At 66.0% G+C, this 16,479-nt stretch carries 13 protein-coding genes and 2 pseudogenes; 8 read left to right on the top strand and 7 right to left on the bottom strand.

The features are described 5' to 3' along the window. Window positions 1-13 precede the first annotated feature (13 nt). Genes cyoB through DCM80_RS11665 form a run of 6 tightly spaced genes read left to right on the top strand, consistent with a single transcriptional unit; the run spans window position 14 to window position 5,776 of the window. Window positions 14-2,011 (top strand): cytochrome o ubiquinol oxidase subunit I, encoded by a 1,998-nt coding sequence (cyoB, locus tag DCM80_RS11640; RefSeq protein WP_257197083.1) that lies wholly within the window; start codon window positions 14-16, stop codon window positions 2,009-2,011. After that, window positions 2,012-2,641, top strand: a complete 630-nt coding sequence (gene cyoC / locus DCM80_RS11645) for a cytochrome o ubiquinol oxidase subunit III (RefSeq protein ID WP_257179422.1) — start codon at window positions 2,012-2,014, stop codon at window positions 2,639-2,641. Continuing rightward, complete coding sequence (gene cyoD / locus DCM80_RS11650; protein WP_257197084.1) at window positions 2,638-3,018, top strand: cytochrome o ubiquinol oxidase subunit IV; 381 nt, start codon at window positions 2,638-2,640, stop codon at window positions 3,016-3,018. Before cyoC ends, cyoD begins: the two co-directional genes overlap by 4 nt. Next, window positions 3,015-3,878 (top strand): SURF1 family protein, encoded by an 864-nt coding sequence (locus tag DCM80_RS11655; protein ID WP_257197085.1) that lies wholly within the window; start codon window positions 3,015-3,017, stop codon window positions 3,876-3,878. Before cyoD ends, DCM80_RS11655 begins: the two co-directional genes overlap by 4 nt. Then, entirely contained in the window at window positions 3,850-5,253 is a 1,404-nt protein-coding gene (locus tag DCM80_RS11660; protein ID WP_257197086.1) for an ATP-binding protein, read from the top strand. Before DCM80_RS11655 ends, DCM80_RS11660 begins: the two co-directional genes overlap by 29 nt. Beyond that, window positions 5,243-5,776, top strand: a complete 534-nt coding sequence (locus tag DCM80_RS11665; protein ID WP_257179418.1) for a response regulator transcription factor — start codon at window positions 5,243-5,245, stop codon at window positions 5,774-5,776. Before DCM80_RS11660 ends, DCM80_RS11665 begins: the two co-directional genes overlap by 11 nt. A gap of 217 nt (window positions 5,777-5,993) precedes the next feature. Here DCM80_RS11665 and DCM80_RS11670 read toward each other — a convergent pair whose 3' ends face one another. The 4 genes and pseudogenes from DCM80_RS11670 to DCM80_RS11685 all read right to left on the bottom strand — a co-directional run bounded on the left by DCM80_RS11670 (window position 5,994) and on the right by DCM80_RS11685 (window position 11,460). Beyond that, on the bottom strand, window positions 5,994-6,842 hold the full coding sequence (locus DCM80_RS11670) for a CarD family transcriptional regulator (RefSeq protein ID WP_257197087.1): 849 nt from the start codon (window positions 6,840-6,842) through the stop codon (window positions 5,994-5,996). Window positions 6,843-7,185: 343 nt separating this feature from the next. Then, complete coding sequence (gene fdxA / locus DCM80_RS11675; RefSeq protein WP_018643465.1) at window positions 7,186-7,524, bottom strand: ferredoxin FdxA; 339 nt, start codon at window positions 7,522-7,524, stop codon at window positions 7,186-7,188. A gap of 132 nt (window positions 7,525-7,656) precedes the next feature. After that, window positions 7,657-7,920 (bottom strand): annotated as a pseudogene (locus tag DCM80_RS11680) (RNA-binding S4 domain-containing protein); the annotation flags it as partial. A 72-nt stretch (window positions 7,921-7,992) separates the two neighbouring features. Next, window positions 7,993-11,460, bottom strand: a complete 3,468-nt coding sequence (locus DCM80_RS11685) for a helicase-related protein (RefSeq protein WP_257197088.1) — start codon at window positions 11,458-11,460, stop codon at window positions 7,993-7,995. A 64-nt stretch (window positions 11,461-11,524) separates the two neighbouring features. On the opposite strand from DCM80_RS11685, the gene DCM80_RS11690 reads away from it, so the two are divergent. Further along, a complete protein-coding gene (locus DCM80_RS11690) occupies window positions 11,525-11,743 on the top strand; it encodes a hypothetical protein (protein ID WP_257197089.1) in 219 nt (72 codons plus the stop codon). Window positions 11,744-12,153: 410 nt separating this feature from the next. Here the strand turns inward: DCM80_RS11690 and DCM80_RS11695 are convergent, their stop codons facing one another. After that, the gene (locus tag DCM80_RS11695; RefSeq protein ID WP_257197931.1) at window positions 12,154-12,939 is read right to left on the bottom strand and encodes a DUF3108 domain-containing protein; all 786 of its coding nucleotides are present in this window, start codon (window positions 12,937-12,939) and stop codon (window positions 12,154-12,156) included. A 433-nt stretch (window positions 12,940-13,372) separates the two neighbouring features. Between DCM80_RS11695 and DCM80_RS11700 the strand changes: the two are divergent. Next, window positions 13,373-13,612: pseudogene (locus DCM80_RS11700) on the top strand (transposase); the annotation flags it as partial. Between the two features lie 100 nt (window positions 13,613-13,712). Here DCM80_RS11700 and DCM80_RS11705 read toward each other — a convergent pair. Both DCM80_RS11705 and DCM80_RS11710 read right to left on the bottom strand, forming a co-directional pair. Next, complete coding sequence (locus DCM80_RS11705; protein ID WP_257197091.1) at window positions 13,713-14,948, bottom strand: MFS transporter; 1,236 nt, start codon at window positions 14,946-14,948, stop codon at window positions 13,713-13,715. Window positions 14,949-15,134: 186 nt separating this feature from the next. Next, entirely contained in the window at window positions 15,135-16,382 is a 1,248-nt protein-coding gene (locus DCM80_RS11710) for an MFS transporter (protein WP_257197092.1), read from the bottom strand. Window positions 16,383-16,479 lie beyond the last annotated feature (97 nt).

Genomic DNA, 16,479 nt, shown 5'->3' on the forward strand with positions numbered 1-16,479 from the left:
AAAGAGAATTCGCATGTCTCCTGATCTTCCCAAGCTCATCTTCGGCCGGCTCGGCTTCGAATCGCTGCCGCTGCACGAGCCGATCGTCGTCGGCACCTTCGTGGTGGTCGCGCTCGGCGGCGCCGCATTGCTCGGCGCCCTCACCTATTTCCGTCTCTGGGGCTATCTCTGGCGCGAATGGTTCACCACGGTGGACCACAAGCGCATCGGCATCATGTACATGATCCTCGGCATCGTGATGCTGCTGCGCGGCTTTGCCGACGCGCTGATGATGCGCGGCCAGCAGATGCTCGCCTTCGGCGGCTCCGAGGGCTATCTCAACGCTCATCACTACGACCAGGTCTTCACCGCTCACGGCGTCATCATGATCTTCTTCGTGGCGATGCCGCTGGTCACGGGCCTGATGAACTATGTCGTGCCGCTGCAGATCGGCGCGCGCGACGTGTCGTTTCCGTTCCTGAACAATTTCAGCTTCTGGATGACGGTCGGCGGCGCGGTGCTGGTGATGGCCTCGCTGTTCATCGGCGAGTTCGCCCGCACCGGCTGGCTGGCTTATCCGCCGCTGTCGAACATCGGATACAGTCCCGATGTCGGCGTCGATTATTACATATGGGCGCTGCAGGTCGCCGGCGTCGGAACGACCTTGTCCGGCATCAACCTGATCTGCACCATCGTCAAGCTGCGCTGCCCCGGCATGACCATGATGAAGATGCCGGTGTTCACCTGGACCTCGCTCTGCACCAACGTCCTGATCGTCGCCTCCTTCCCGGTCCTGACCGTCGTGCTCGCGCTGCTGTCGCTCGACCGCTACGTCGGCACCAACTTCTTCACCAACGATTTCGGCGGCAGCCCGATGATGTACGTGAACCTGATCTGGATCTGGGGCCACCCCGAGGTCTACATCCTGGTTCTCCCCGCCTTCGGCATCTTCTCCGAGGTGACCTCGACCTTCTCCGGCAAGCGGCTGTTCGGCTACACCTCGATGGTCTACGCCACGGTCGTCATCACCATCCTGTCGTACCTGGTGTGGCTGCACCACTTCTTCACGATGGGTTCGGGCGCCAGCGTCAACTCGTTCTTCGGCATCACCACGATGATCATCTCGATCCCGACGGGCGCGAAGATGTTCAACTGGCTGTTCACGATGTATCGCGGCCGCATCCGCTACGAGCTGCCGATGATGTGGACCATCGCCTTCATGCTGACCTTCGTGATCGGCGGCATGACCGGCGTGCTGCTGGCGGTGCCGCCGGCCGACTTCGTGCTGCACAACAGCCTGTTCCTGATCGCGCACTTCCACAACGTGATCATCGGTGGCGTGGTGTTCGGCGCGTTCGCCGGCATCTCCTACTGGTTCCCGAAGGCGTTCGGCTTCAGGCTCGATCCGTTCTGGGGCAAGCTGTCGTTCTGGTTCTGGGTCACCGGCTTTTACCTCGCCTTCATGCCGCTCTACGTGCTCGGCCTGATGGGCGTGACCCGCCGCCTGCGCGTGTTCGACGATCCCAGCTTGCAGATCTGGTTCGTCATCGCCGCGATCGGCGCCGGCCTCGTCCTGCTCGGCATCATGTGCATGCTGATGCAGTTCGCGGTCAGCTTCCTCAGGCGCGAGCAGCTCAAGGACGTCACGGGCGACCCCTGGGACGCCCGCACGCTGGAATGGGCGACCTCCTCGCCGCCGCCGGACTACAACTTCGCTTTCACCCCCGTCGTGCACGACAACGACGCCTGGTGGGACATGAAGCGCCGCGGCTACCAGCGCCCCCTCACCGGCTTCAGGCCGATCCATATGCCCAGCAGCACCGGCACCGGCATCATCCTCGCCGGCCTCGCCACCGCGATGGGCTTTGCTCTGGTCTGGTACATGTGGTGGCTCGCAGCGTTGAGCTTCATCGCGATGCTCGCCGTCGGGATCGGCCACACCTTCAACTATCACCGCGACTTCGACATCCCGGCTGAAGACGTCATCCGGACCGAGGACGCGCGCACCAAACTGCTCGCCGGAGCCAAGTAAATGACTGTCGCCGTTCATCCCTCGCAGACCGGAGAGCCGGTCTTCTACCTCGCCGACGAGCATCCGCATCCGGAGGGCTGGAGCACTTCGCTCGGCTTCTGGATCTACCTGATGAGCGATTGTCTCATCTTCGCGATCCTGTTCGCCACCTTCGGCGTGCTCGGCGGCAATTACGCCGCCGGACCCGCGCCGAAGGACCTGTTCGACCTGAACCTGGTCGCGGTGAACACCTCGATGCTGCTGCTGTCGTCGATCACCTACGGCTTTGCGATGCTGACGATGCAGCAGAACAAGGTCGCGCAGACGCAAGTCTGGCTGGCGATCACCGGCCTGTTCGGGGCCGCCTTCATCGGCATCGAGCTCTTCGAGTTCGCCCACATGATCCACGAGGGTGCAACGCCGCAGCGCAGCGCCTTCCTGTCCGCCTTCTTCACCCTGGTCGGCACCCACGGCCTGCACGTCTCCTGCGGCCTGATCTGGCTGGTGACCTTGATGGTGCAGGTCGGCAAGTTCGGGCTGATCGAGGCCAACCGCCGCCGCCTGATGTGCCTGTCGATGTTCTGGCACTTCCTCGACGTGGTCTGGATCGGCGTCTTCACCTTCGTCTATCTCCTGGGAGTTCTGCGATGAGCACCAACAATCATGCCGCGCACGCCGACGATCATCACCACGAAGGCGGCCACGCCCACAGCACGTTCTCGGGCTACATGCTCGGCTTCGTGCTTTCGGTCGTGCTGACCGCGATCCCGTTCTGGCTGGTGATGAGCGGCGCGCTGCCGAGCAAGCAGGTCACGGCGCTGGTCATCATGGCCTTCGCGGTCGTGCAGATCGTCGTGCATATGATCTACTTCCTGCACATGAGCACGGCGTCCGAGAACGGCTGGACCATGATGGCGCTGATCTTCACCGTCGTCATGGTGGTGATCGCGCTGTCGGGTTCACTGTGGGTGATGAGCCACCTCAACAGCAACATGATGCCGATGCACCAGATGAACGGAATGAAATGAGCGAGGACGGGATCGTGACGGACAGGGAAGGTGCGCCGCGCGGCAAGGCTGCGCGTGCTCCTTCCCTGTGGCTCACGCTCCTCTCGCTTGTTGCCTTCGTCGTTCTGATCGCGCTCGGACTCTGGCAGATCGAGCGCCGCGCCTGGAAGTTGGCGCTGATCGACCGCGTCGAGCAGCGCGTCCATGCCCCGGCCCAGCCGCTCCCCGCGCCCGCGTCATGGCCTGCGGTTTCCGCCGCCACCGACGAATACAGGCACGTCCGCCTCGCCGGCCGCTTCCTGCATGACCGCGAGACGCTGGTCCAGGCGGTCACGGAGGAGGGCCCGGGCTATTGGGTGCTGACGCCGCTTCTGCGCGACGACGGCACGCAGGTCCTGATCAATCGCGGCTTCGTGCCGTCGCAGCGGCGTGAGGCATCGACCCGCCGGGACGGCAATCCGGACGGCCAGGTCGAGATCACCGGCCTGCTCCGCATCACCGAGCCCAAAGGCGGGTTCCTCCGAGACAACGTGCCCCAGCACAACCGCTGGTATTCGCGGGATGTCGCCGCGATCGCGGCGGCCCGCGGCCTGCACGACGTCGCCCCCTTCTTCGTCGACGCCGACGCCCGATCACAATCCGCTGGCGGTCCCGTCGGCGGATTGACCGTGGTGCGCTTTCCCAATAACCACCTGATCTACGCGCTGACGTGGTTTGCCCTGGCCTTCATGTTGGCCGGCAGGCTTGTCGTCACATTCGGCGGCGGGCTGTTCCGCCGCAACAGAGCCCTGAATGGCTTCGTCCACCAACCCGCCGGCGGCCCGAATGCCGCTGCGCGCAGGACGGGATCAGATGCTGGAACGATCGTCGAACAGGCCTGACGACGGGAAGACGCTTCCCCACACGCTTGCTCATGACGGCCTGGCCGTCACGCTGCAGTCGCAGGCGGACGCGCGCAGCGAGCTGATCGGCCCCACTCCGGCCAGCGACGAGACCAACCGCAAGAACATGGCGCTGCTGATCCAGCTGCGCTGGACCGCAGTGGTCGGCCAGATCGTGACCATCGGCGCCGTGCATTACGGCCTCGGCATCCCCCTGCCATTGGAGCGGATGGGCGCGGTGATCGGCGCGCTGGTGCTGCTCAACGTCTCCAGCCTGATCTGGGTGCGCCATCGCGCCGCGATCACCAACAACGAGCTGCTGGTCGCCCTGATGCTGGACGTGGCCGCGCTGACCGCGCAGCTCTATCTCAGTGGGGGCGCCACCAACCCCTTCACCTCGCTGTTCCTGCTCCAGGTGACGCTCGGCGCGGTGCTGCTCGATGCCCGCTCGACCTGGTCGCTGGTCGCGCTGACCTGCGCGAGCTTTGTCTGGCTGACCCTGGCGTACCGGCCGCTGGATCTGCCGCCCAATCCACTGAGCGAGACCTACACGCTCACGGTCCTCGGCATGCTGGTCGGCTTCGTGCTCAACGCCGTGCTGCTGGTCGTGTTCGTCACCCGCATCAATCGAAACCTGCGCGAGCGCGACGCGCATCTGGCGGCGCTGCGCCAGCATGCCGCCGAGCAGGACCACATCGTGCGCATGGGCCTGCTCGCCTCCGGCGCGGCCCATGAGCTCGGCACGCCGCTCGCCTCGCTCTCGGTCATCCTCAGCGATTGGCGCCGCATGCCGGATCTTGCCGCCGACCAGGAGCTCGCCGAAGACCTCGCGGAGATGGAGACATCGCTGCAGCGCTGCAAGTCGATCGTGACAGGCATTCTGGTCTCGGCCGGCGAAGCGCGCGGCGAAGGCTCGTCGCCGACCACGGTAACGGCGTTCGTGACCGCCTTGGTCGACGAATGGCGCGACGCGCGCTCGGCCCGGACGCTCTACTTCGTCAATACGTTCGGCGCGGACGTTGCCATCGTCTCCGACATCGCCTTGAAGCAGGTGATCTTCAACGTGCTCGACAACGCCTATGAGGTCTCGCGCGACTGGGTCGAGCTCGTGGCCGAGCGCGAGGGCGACAACCTCGTGCTGTCGATCTCCGACCGCGGCCCCGGCTTTGCGCCGGAGATGCTGGCTCAGCTCGGCAAGCCCTACCACTCCAGCAAGGGCCGCGCCGGCGGCGGGCTCGGCCTGTTCCTGGTGGTGAACGTGGTGCGCAAGCTGGGCGGCACCGTCATCGCGGAGAATCACAGGAAGCGTGGCGCCACGGTACGCCTGACGCTGCCGCTGGCAACGCTGGCGATCGGAGGGAATTTTGACGCCTGACCGTTCACTCATCGTCGTCGAGGACGATGCCGGCTTCGCGCGCACGCTGAAGCGCTCGTTCGAGCGCCGCGGCTACGACGTCGTGCTGGCCGCCTCGATCGAGGAGGTGCGCCAGGTGCTGGAGCAGCGCTCCTTCGGCCATGCCGTGGTCGACCTCAAGCTTGGCGGCGCCTCGGGCCTTGCCTGCGTCGAGCTGCTGCACGCACACGACCCCGACACGCTGATCGTGGTGCTCACCGGCTTTGCCAGCATCTCGACTGCCGTGGAGGCGATCAAGCTGGGCGCCTGCCATTATCTGGCAAAACCCTCGAACACGGACGACATCGAAGCCGCCTTCACCAAGGCCGCGGGAAACGCCGAGGTCGCCCTCGACGCACGGCCGACCTCGATCAAGACGCTGGAATGGGAGCGTATCCACCAGACCCTGATCGAGACCGATTTCAACATCTCGGAAGCGGCCCGGCGGCTTGGCATGCACCGGCGCACGCTGGCAAGGAAGCTCGAGAAGCGGCCGGTCAAATAGTGAAGGCGCAGGGTGGGTTAGCTCAGCGGAGGCGCAAAGCGCATCTGCTGGGCGTAACCCACCACTTCTCTCGATGCGGATGCAAAAGCTGGTGGGTTACGCCGCGCGATTGCGCTTTGCGCAATTACGCGGCTAACCCACCCTACAAACTGCATTCCAAACAAAAAGCTCGGCCGAACGGCCGGGCTTTTGATTGCTTGCGATCGACGCGAGGCGCTTACGCGGCCTCGTCGGCTACGGTGGTGTCGTCGCCATCGCTATCGTCGGCCTCACCCTCGGCATCCGCCTCACCCTCGGCGGCTTCCGCCTTGGCGTTGCGGCGCGGGCTCTTGGCGAGCTGGGCCTCGATCTCCTTGACCGCTTCGGTCTCGGTCGAGTGCTGCACCACCGCGATCTCGCGGGACAGGCGATCGAGCGCCGCTTCATAGAGCTGGCGTTCGCTGTAGGACTGCTCCGGCTGCGATTCCGAGCGATAGAGGTCGCGCACGACCTCCGCGATCGCGACGATGTCGCCCGAATTGATCTTCGCTTCGTATTCCTGGGCGCGGCGCGACCACATGGTGCGCTTGACCCGGGCGCGGCCCTTGAGCGTCTCGAGCGCCTTCTTCACCAGCGTCGGCTCGGACAGCTTGCGCATGCCGACATTGGCGACCTTGGCGGTCGGCACGCGCAGCGTCATCTTGTCCTTGATGAAGTTGATGACGAACAGCTCGAGCTTCGCGCCGGCGATCTCCTGCTCCTCGATGGCCAGGATCTGGCCGACGCCGTGAGCGGGATAGACGACGAATTCGTTGGCCTTGAAGCCCTGGCGCTGGGTCACGACCTTCTTTTCCTCGACCTTCGGCGCAGCAGCGGGCTTCGCGGCCGGCTTGGCAGCGACGGGAGCCTTGGCAGCGACGGGAGCCTTGGCAGGAGCAGCAGCAACGGGAGCCTTCGGCGCGGCGGGCTTGGCAGCGGGAGCCTTGGCGGCAACGGGCTTGGCAGCAGCAGGCTTTGCAGTCACAGACTTGGCAGCAGGCTTGGCAGCGGTCGCTTTCGCGGCCGGTTTGGCAGTCTTGTTAGGCATTGCGCTTCTTTTGTTCTTCGAGGACTTTGCAGCCGGCGCCTTCGTCGCGGTCCGACCCTTGGATGCGCTACGGCTGGCCGCGGCGACTTTTTTGGCCTCCTTATGGGAAGCCCTCGCTGAAGTACTCTTTTTACGCGTTTTCTGTGACACAGCCTGCGCGCGGAAACTGCCACGCCCCTGTTCGACATTGGTTTCACGGGAACCCAGAGGGGCCAAGGGGGCTGACGGGGTTCGGCTTAATGTGCCCAATATAGCACATTTCCCGCAAAAATCAATGATTTAGGGGTCTTCAGGGCTGGTTTTCGGCAGCGGTGCCGCTATTAGGGTTAAGTTTGGGCCCGATTTAATCGCCGGAGCCGGGGTTCGGAGAAAAATATTTCTCGAACTTGCCTTCCATGCCGTCGAATTCCTTGGCGTCGGCAGGTGATTCTTTCTTCTGGGTGATGTTCGGCCAGCTCTTGGCGTAGTCGGCGTTGACCTGGAGCCACTTTTCCAGGCCCGGTTCCGTATCCGGCTTGATGGCGTCGGCGGGGCATTCCGGCTCGCACACGCCGCAATCGATGCACTCGTCGGGATGGATGACGAGCATGTTGTCACCCTCGTAGAAGCAGTCGACCGGGCAGACCTCGACGCAGTCGGTGTACTTGCACTTGATGCAGTTTTCAGTGACGACGTAAGTCATCCAACGCTCCGAAAAGCTCTTTTAGAAGTCGCGGCTTGCCTAGCGCGGATGGCCGGGCGCCGCAAGGTCGACAAAGCCCGATCATGACGGCTTTGCGTGTTTGATCGACCAAGAAATGAATGCGATGCGCAATTAATTGCGCATCCCGAGCTCCTCGTAGAGCACGCGGGCCGCGGCAGCATCGCCGCGGCGCTCGCTAAAGCTTGTCACTCTCAACACGCGCACCGTGCGGTCGAGCGCGATGGTGAGCACGTCGCCGACCTTGACCGCGTGCCCCGGCGAGGTCTCGCGGGTGCCGTTGATGCGGACATGGCCGCTGGCCACGAGCTCGGCCGCGGAGGTGCGCGCCTTCACCACCCGCGCGTGCCACAGCCATTTGTCGAGGCGCTGCCGCTCGGTCGTGGCTTTACTCCCTTGAACGCGTTTTCTTCACGCGAACCGCTCCGCACTTCGCTTGAAAACGCGATGTCACTCCTTGCGGCCGGACAGCTGCTCTTTCAGCGCGGCGAGCTTGGCGAACGGCGAATTCGGATCGGCGGGCCGGTCGCGCTCGCGCGGATTTGCGCTCGAGGCGTAGGGCCGCAGCGACGGACCGGACTCGCGATCCCGGCGGTCGCGGCCCTTGTCGCGGTCGCGGCCACGATTGTCGCGGCCCTTGTCGCGATCGCCGCCGAACTTGCCCTTGTCGCGATCACGCCCCTTGTTGTCGCGATCCCTGTTGTCACGATCCTTGCCCTCGAAGCGGCGCTGCTTGTCGTCGCGCCCCTCGGGACGCGGCGCGCCTTCGCCGCCACCTTCGCGCGGCTTGCGGAAGTCTCTGCCGCCGTCCTTGCGATGGCCGCCGTGACGATGGCCCGGCTTCGCGCCTTCGGCGGCTTCGCCGGGCGCGGCGCTCGCAGCGCCGGCCTCGCTGCCCGCCTGCGGTCGCGGCTGATGCTGATGACGCTGGTGGCGGTGGCGCTCGTGGCGCGGCTTGCGGTCCTCGTGACGGCCGCCGGGACGCCAGACCTCGACCAGCTCGGGCTCGGCGGGCGTGGCCGCGGCCTCAGGTGCGGCAGCGTCGGGCGACGCAGCGGCTTCCGTTGCGGCGACCTCCGTTGCGGCGGCTTCGGCGGCAGCCGCCTCGAGGCCGGCGGCCTCCGGGGACGCGGCAGGCTCTTCCGCCGGCGGCGCGATGCCGGGGGCGTCTTCCGGCGTCACGGGCGCTTCGGCGGAGGCTTCCGGCGCGGGCGCGGCGTCGTGAGCCTGCTCGTCCTGCGGCCCGAGGCCGGGAGCATCTTCGACGGTGACGGCTTCAGCGGCAGCTTCGGTGGATGCGGCCGGCGCCTCGGGCAGGCCGGCAACGGCCTCAGCCGCGGTCTCGGCGCTGCCTTCAACCGGCGGCGTCTCTGCCGCGACCGTTTCAGTCACGACCTGCTCGGCCGCGACCTGCTCAGCGACGACAGGCTTCGGCGGCAGCGGCGGACGCTTCTCCATGCGATAGCCGAGCGCGCGCAGCACCGACGCAAAATCCTCGCCGGCGGAGCCGGTGAGCGAGGTCATCGCCTGCGTCACGACGAAGCTGCGGCCATCGAAGGCGCCGGCGGGCTTCTCGCCGGATGCGTTCTCGCGCCAGGCCAGCGCCGGGCGGATCAGATCGGCCAGACGCTCCAGAATGTCGACGCGCACGGCGCGTTCGCCGGCCTGCTTGTAGCCGAGCACGCGATAGGCATCGCGCGGCAGCGCCTTGTCGACCGGGAACGAGGTGCGCCCAGAGGAGGCCAGATGCTGCGCGCCCGACAGCGAGGACAAATCGACATTGTCCTGCTTCAGCGCCCACAGCAGCGCGGCGAGCGCGCGCGCGGCGGGCTTGAGCAGGCCGGGGAAATAGATGTGATAGGCGCCGAAGCGGACGCCGTATTTGCGCAGCACCGCGCGCGAGGACTGGTCGAGATCCTTCAGCTCGCTCGCGATCTTGGGACGCTCGAGCACGCCGAGGGCCTCGACGAGCTGAAAGGCGATGCCGCGGGCGATGCCGGTGACGTCCTCGGCCTTGGAGAGCTCGAACATCGGCCCGAGCAGCTTCTCGATATGGGTCTTGAGCCAGAGCTCGAGCCGCGCCTGCACCTTGTCGCGGGGGGCGCCGGTCAGGCGCTCGTCGGAGATGATGCGGATGCGCGGATGCAGCGCGTCCTCTGCGGCAGACAGCCGCGCCACGGCATCGCCGGTCCAGCGGATGATGCCTTCCGAGGTCAGCACGAACTGGTCGTCCGGCGCGTTGCCGAGCCGTTCGGCGCGCATGTTGATCTCGCCGGCGAGCACCGCTTGCGCTGCAGCCTGCAAGGCCTTCGCATCGGAGCCGGCTTCCGCCGCGTCCGGTGCAAAGGTGAAGCCGTCGAGGCGGCCGATGACATGGCCTTCGACGATGACTTCGCCGGTCTTGCCGATTTCAGTATTCAAGCTCGTGTTCTCCCGCAGGCGGCGCATCAATACACTGGTCCGGCGATCAACGAAACGCTCAGTCAAGCGTTCATGGAGCGCATCCGATAATTTATTTTCGACTTCCCGCGTGATTCCCTGCCAGCGCTCGGGGTCTTTCAGCCAGTCCGGGCGGTTGGCGACGAAGGTCCAGGTGCGGATCTGCGCGATCCGGGCCGACAGCGTGTCGATATCGCCGTCGATGCGGTCGGCCTGGGTGACCTGGGCTTCATACCAGGCATCGGGGATGCAGCCCTTCCGCATCAGGAAGCCGTACAGCGTGGTCACCAGCTCGGCATGGGCGGCCGGCGACAGTTTTCGGTAGTCGGGGACCTGGCAGGCCTCCCACAGCCGTTCCACCGCGACCTTGCCATGCGCGATATCGCGCACCTCGACGTCGCGGGCGGCATGGTCGAGCACGCGCATGTCCTCGGCGATGGGCGCGCGCGTCAGCGCCTCGTGGCCGGGCGCGAGGTTGAGCGACACCTGCAGCGCGCCGAGCGAGGAGAAATCCAGCCTCGAATTGCGCCATTGCAGCATCTTCACGGCATCGAAGGTGTGGTTCTGCAGCGCATTGACGAGCTCGGGCTCGAACGGCGCGCAGCGGCCGGTGGTGCCGAAGGTGCCGTTGCGGGTGGCGCGGCCGGCGCGGCCGGCGATCTGCGCGAATTCGGACGGCGTCAGCCGGCGGAACTGATAGCCGTCGAACTTGCGGTCGGAGGCGAAGGCGACGTGGTCGACGTCGAGATTGAGGCCCATGCCGACGGCGTCGGTGGCGACGAGATAATCGACGTCGCCGTTCTGAAACATCTCGACCTGCGCGTTGCGCGTGCGCGGCGACAGCGAGCCCAGAACAACAGCAGCGCCGCCGTGCTGGCGGCGGATCAGCTCGGCGATGGCGTAGACTTCATCGGCCGAGAACGCGACGATGGCGGTGCGGCGCGGCTGCCGCGTGATCTTGCGGTCGCCGGCAAATTCCAGCTGCGACAGGCGGGGCCGGGTGATCATGGACACGCCGGGCAGCAGGCGCTCGATGATCGGGCGCATGGTGGCAGCGCCCAAGAGCAGCGTCTCGTCGCGGCCGCGGCGGTTGAGGATGCGGTCGGTGAAGACGTGGCCGCGCTCGAGATCGGATGCGATCTGCACCTCGTCGACGGCGAGGAAGGAGAGGTCGAGGTCGCGCGGCATCGCCTCGACGGTCGAGACCCAATAGCGCGGATTCCTGGGCTTGATCTTCTCCTCGCCGGTGACGAGCGCGACCGCCTCGCTGCCGACCCTTGCGGCGATCTTGTTGTAGACCTCGCGCGCGAGCAGGCGCAGCGGCAGGCCGATCATGCCCGAGGGATGCGCGAGCATCCGCTCGATGGCGAGATGGGTCTTGCCGGTGTTGGTGGGACCGAGCACCGCGGTGACGCCAGCGCCGGGCACGCGATCGGACGCTGTGCGCTCGGAAGCGAAGGGGGAGGAGGAAAAAGCCATGTCTGAGGGATTAGGTAGTGGCGATTTGGGCGAATGTCAGTGCTGGATTGGGGCGGGGAGGTGCATGGCCCCAAATGCGGGTACCGCTGTCATCGCCCGGCTCGACCGGGCGATCCAGTACGCCGCGGCGGTCGTGACAAAGCCGAAGGGCCTCGGCGTACTGGATGCCCCGGTCAAGCCGGGGCATGACAGCGGAGGGTGGGGAAGCATCGCCGAAAATCCCGCGCAACTGTCTCACTTTGCGACGCTTTTCCTGTCCGCCTTAAGCTTCGGAACGACTTGAGAACGAATCGCGGCCGAATCGCTGACTCCAGATTGAGTCCCGTTCCGTTCACGCAAGATGTCGCGCCAGTCCTGTCGGTGACGACTAGATGGAGTTTTCGCTCCTCGGACAAGTGACGTTTCGAGGGCGGAACGCCTTAAGTTGGGGACGGCGCGGAGTCGAATCAGAATCGGGGAGGAGTCAAATGGATTCCCGGCGGAGACCGGCCCAACCCATTTTTTGCGAAAACAACCCCATGCACAGTAGAACGGCCATTGAATTTGCTTGCTTTTTAGACCTGCTCCGTCCCTGTCATTCCGGGCCGGCGCGCAGCGACGAGCCCGGAATCCATCGGGCCGCAGAGACGGTCGCCCGATGGATTCCGGGCCCGCGCCTGCGGCGCGGCCCGGAATGACGGCGGTGGTTAGGCCCTACTGCGTCTTCGCCACGCGCGGCGGTTGGGCGGTGGTGACGAAGCTGGTGGCTTCCAGCATGGCCGGGCCGAGCGGCGTCGGCACTTTCAGCCAGAACGGGACCAGGATGCGGGTGCCCGCGACCGGCGCGAAGGCGATCTCGATGTTGCGCTGGGTGGCGAGGTACTTGATCACGGGGCGGTCGGGGATGTAGCCGGCGACCGGCACGAAATAGAGCGAGCAGACCACGACCGGGCCGCGATAGCCCTTTTCCGCCTTCACGGTCTCCATGCGCTTGAAATCGAGCTTGAGGTCGTAGCGCATGCGGCCGTCGAACACCGGGGCTGAGCTGTGGCAGGCCTCGGGCGAGACGGGGTCGCCATTGCCGGGCACGCGCAGCAGCGAGGCCGTCATCGGGTCCCAGACGCCGCGGCGATGGGCGTCGGTGACGACGATGCGGTCAGGATCGACCGGCGGCTCGGGGAGGATGGAAAAATCCTTCACGTTGCCCTTGTCGAGCGTGATGCGGATCTCTTCGGTCTTCTTTTGCGTGGTGGTGGAGGCCTGGTAGCCGGTCGCAACCAAGGCGCCATTGACGATGCGGCCCTGCGCTGCGCCGGTGCCGGAGCCGCCGGTGAACGACTTCAGCAGGCCCGTGGTGCCGCCGGCCGCGGCGGCCGAATACACGTCGTCCTGGATATCGATGTTCCAGCCGCCCTTGCCGACCGGAATGCCTGCCAGCGAGGCCTCATATTGCGCCTCGAGCTTGCCCTGCGCCGCCGCCGGCACCGCGCCCCATACCATCCCCAGGCCGCAAAACGCCGCCAGCCAGCCGGCCAGGCGCGGCCGCAGGGAGCGCGATGGGAGCGCAGAAAAGGGCGATATCAGCACGAAACAATCCAATCGGGCCGCGATATGCTGTTACTTAAGCCAGAAACCGCTGCAAGCAATGTGTCCGGGCCTATCGAACCGGGAACTCCACCGGACTCTTCGATCGCGAATACGCCCTTTATATGATGGTAACGCGCGACAAACATTGCCGTTTTGGTGATGGGACGGTAACCCTCTCTCCCCGTATTCCACTGTCATGCCCCGCGAAAGCGGGGCATCCAGTACGCCGCGGCCCCTCGACTCCGGCCGCGCCGCCTCGGAGTACTGGATCGCCCGCCTGCGCGGGCGATGACACCTCGCGTGGGGCAAAGCGCAGGGCAGGAACCCCCGCCCAAAACCTTGACATCCCTTTCTACCTCGGAGCAGTGATGGCCCCGGAGTAGCGGCCTGGCGTGCCCGCATGGCCAGCGAAGCCGGCAAGGCCCAGTACCAGGCCCGCACGATCTGCGAATGCATCCATGCCCGATGGCGAAACTGGGACCTCAGGCAATTGACCGTCCGCGGCATCGAGAAGGTCCGAGCCGTCGTGCTCTGGTACGCCCTCACCAACAACATCCTGCAAGGACACCGGCTCGCAAAAGCATAGGCAGCACAGCCATACCCGACATCCGATACCGATGTCCTGACATCAACGGGACCGGCGCTCACCCCACTTTGATGTCAAATGCCCAAATGGCTCACAGGCTCTACGCAATCTTCGCTTTTGGCTTGCCCCGCACCATGATCAGCGCCGCGGCAACAACCTCCAGCGCGACGCAGAGATAGAACGGCAGCGAATAACCGCCGGACCAGTCGCGCAGGGCCCCGACGACGCCCGGGCCGAACGCGTAGGTGACCTGGTTGATCGCGGTGTTGAGGCTGATCAGCACGCCGAACGCGGCACTGTCGAACTCCCGCTGCACGATCAGCGACGGCAGCGTGATGAGGTTGCCGACGGAGAAGCCGAACAAGGCGCAGGCCGCGATCAGCACATAGTCGTCGTGCAGGTTGATGACGACGAGGAGCGCCGCGGCCTGGCTGAGGAACGACAGCGCGGACGCCAGGCGCTGGTTGAGGCGGTCGATCACCAGCGAGAAAAGCACGCGGCCGACCACCGCCATCGCGGTCAATACCGCGACCGCGACGGCGGCGCGCTCGCGGCCGATCACGGGATCGAGGAACGAGATCAGGTGCACGATGAAGCCGACCTGCGCGAACAGCACCAGGGCGAAGGCGACGGTCACCGTCAGGAAGCCGACGTCACGCAGCGCCCAGGCGCGGATCTGCGTCGATGATTGCGGCCTGGAATTCGCCGCCGCGTGCCGGCGGTGGTGATCGGGCGGCCGGCCGACGAGAACCAGGATCACCGGCAGCAGCAGCACCAGCATGGCCCCGGCGGCGATGTACATCGCGCTGGCGAAACCGACATGGCCGATCAACATGACCAGCAGCGGCACCCCGGCAATGCCGCCGAAGCTGGCGCCGTTGAGCGCGAGGCTGATCGCCATGCCGCGCTTGTGGTCGAACCACAGGCTGATCGTGTTGGTGATCATGGCGAGGCTGGTGCCGGCCCAGCCGAAGGCGAGCACGGCATTGGCGAGATAGAGCTGCCAGGGCTCGCGCACCGCGCCGATCGCGACGCTGGCTGCCGCCATCGCCAGCGTGCCGGCGACCAGGCTGAGGCGCGGACCGTATGTCCGCACGGCTTCGCCGACGAACACGACGAGCAGCGCGCCGAACAGATAGAAGAACGTCGTGCCGGAGGAGATCAGCGTGGTCGGCCAGCCCCGCGCGCGCTGCAGCTCAGCGACATAGACGCTCTGGCCGTAGAAGCCGAGGCCCCAGCCGAAGGTCGCGAGCAGGAAGCAAACCGCGACGATGCGCCAGCCTTCGTAACGGAGCGAGGATTCGTCAAGCGTGGGATGTCGAGAATTGTCGAGCATTTCATCTGCCGTTCGTTTCGCTCCGTCATGCCCGGACTTGTTCCGGGCATCCACGTTCTTCTTCCGACGTGGCTAGACGTGGATGGCCGGGACAAGCCCGGCCATGACGACATCTAAATTGCCTTCTTCAGAAAATCACTTCGACCGCGATCGAAGCATCAACGCTGCTGACAGCCTCCTGCCAACCTAGACCGCGTCCGGAAACTCGCCCATCGCCGCGTCCAGCCGCGCCTTGCGACGACGGGCCCAGGAGACCAGCGAGAGCACGATGAGGCCGAGCACGACCGGCGGAAACACCACGAGGTTCACCGCAGACCAGCCGTAATTGGCGAGCAGTTGCCCCGAGGCGAACGAGCCGAGCGCCATCATGCCGAACACCAGGAAGTCGTTGAAGGCCTGCACCTTGTTGCGCTCCTGCGGGCGGTGCGTCTCCAGCACCAGTGCCGAGGCGCCGATGAAGGAGAAGTTCCAGCCCACGCCGAGCACGACGAGCGTGGCCCAGAAATGCATGGCCGTGAGGCCCGAAAGGCCGATACCGGCAGCGCCCGCTTCCAGCAGCAGGCCGACGGCCACGATCTTCGGGGCGCCGAAGCGGGCGATCAGCGCGCCCGTGAAGAAGCTCGGCCCGTACATGGCGACGATGTGCCATTGAATGCCGAAATTGGAATCGGACACGGACAGGCCGCACATCTGCATGGCGAGCGGCGCCGAGGTCATCACCAGGTTCATCATGGGATAGGAGATCACGCCGCACAGCGCCGCCGCGATGAAGCGCGGCTGCGTCACGATCGTGAGAAGGGGCCGGCCGCCGTGCAGGTCGGCCGGCCCGGGCTTCGGAATGTCGACGCCGGCGACGATGCCCATCGCGATCAGCGCCACGGCCGCCTGCACCAGGAAGCTGAAGGCGAACAGATAGGGCTGCCAGACGTCCATGGTCCATTGCACGAGCTGTGGACCGAGCACGCCGGCGAACACGCCGCCCGCCATCACCCAGGACAGCGCCTTGGGCCGGTAGGCCGCGCTGGCGCCGTCGGCCGCGGCGAAGCGATAGGATTGTGCGACGGAGCCGTAGAGGCCGCCGAGGAAGGTCGCGACGCAGAACAGCGCGAACGAGCCGTGCAGAATCGCGAACGAGCCGAGCAGGCCGGTCAGCGCGCCGAGGCCTGTGCCGATGACGAAGGCGACGCGGCGGCCGAAACGGCGCGAGATCGCGCCGGTCGGCAGCGTGCCGGCGGCGAGCCCGAGCACGTACATCGACAGCGGCACGGTCGCGAGCGACATGTCGGGTGCGAGGGTGGCGCCGACGATCGAGCCGGTGGCGAAGATCACGGCCGAGTTGGCACCGGTCAGCGCCTGGGCTGCGGCGAGGCGCACCACATTGGCGCGCGCGCGGGCGTCGTCGGCGATCTCGTGGGCTGCAGTCACGTCAAGCATCGGCTTTTCCGCCCCCAACGGGCTTTCAAGGGGCTCTCAGGGCTCTGTTGATTCCCGGCACTATGGAGGGACGCAGGAGGGCGGGCAACCGGCGCAA

The sequence above is a fragment of the Bradyrhizobium sp. WBOS08 genome (genome assembly GCF_024585125.1).
Lineage (GTDB): Bacteria > Pseudomonadota > Alphaproteobacteria > Rhizobiales > Xanthobacteraceae > Bradyrhizobium > Bradyrhizobium japonicum_B.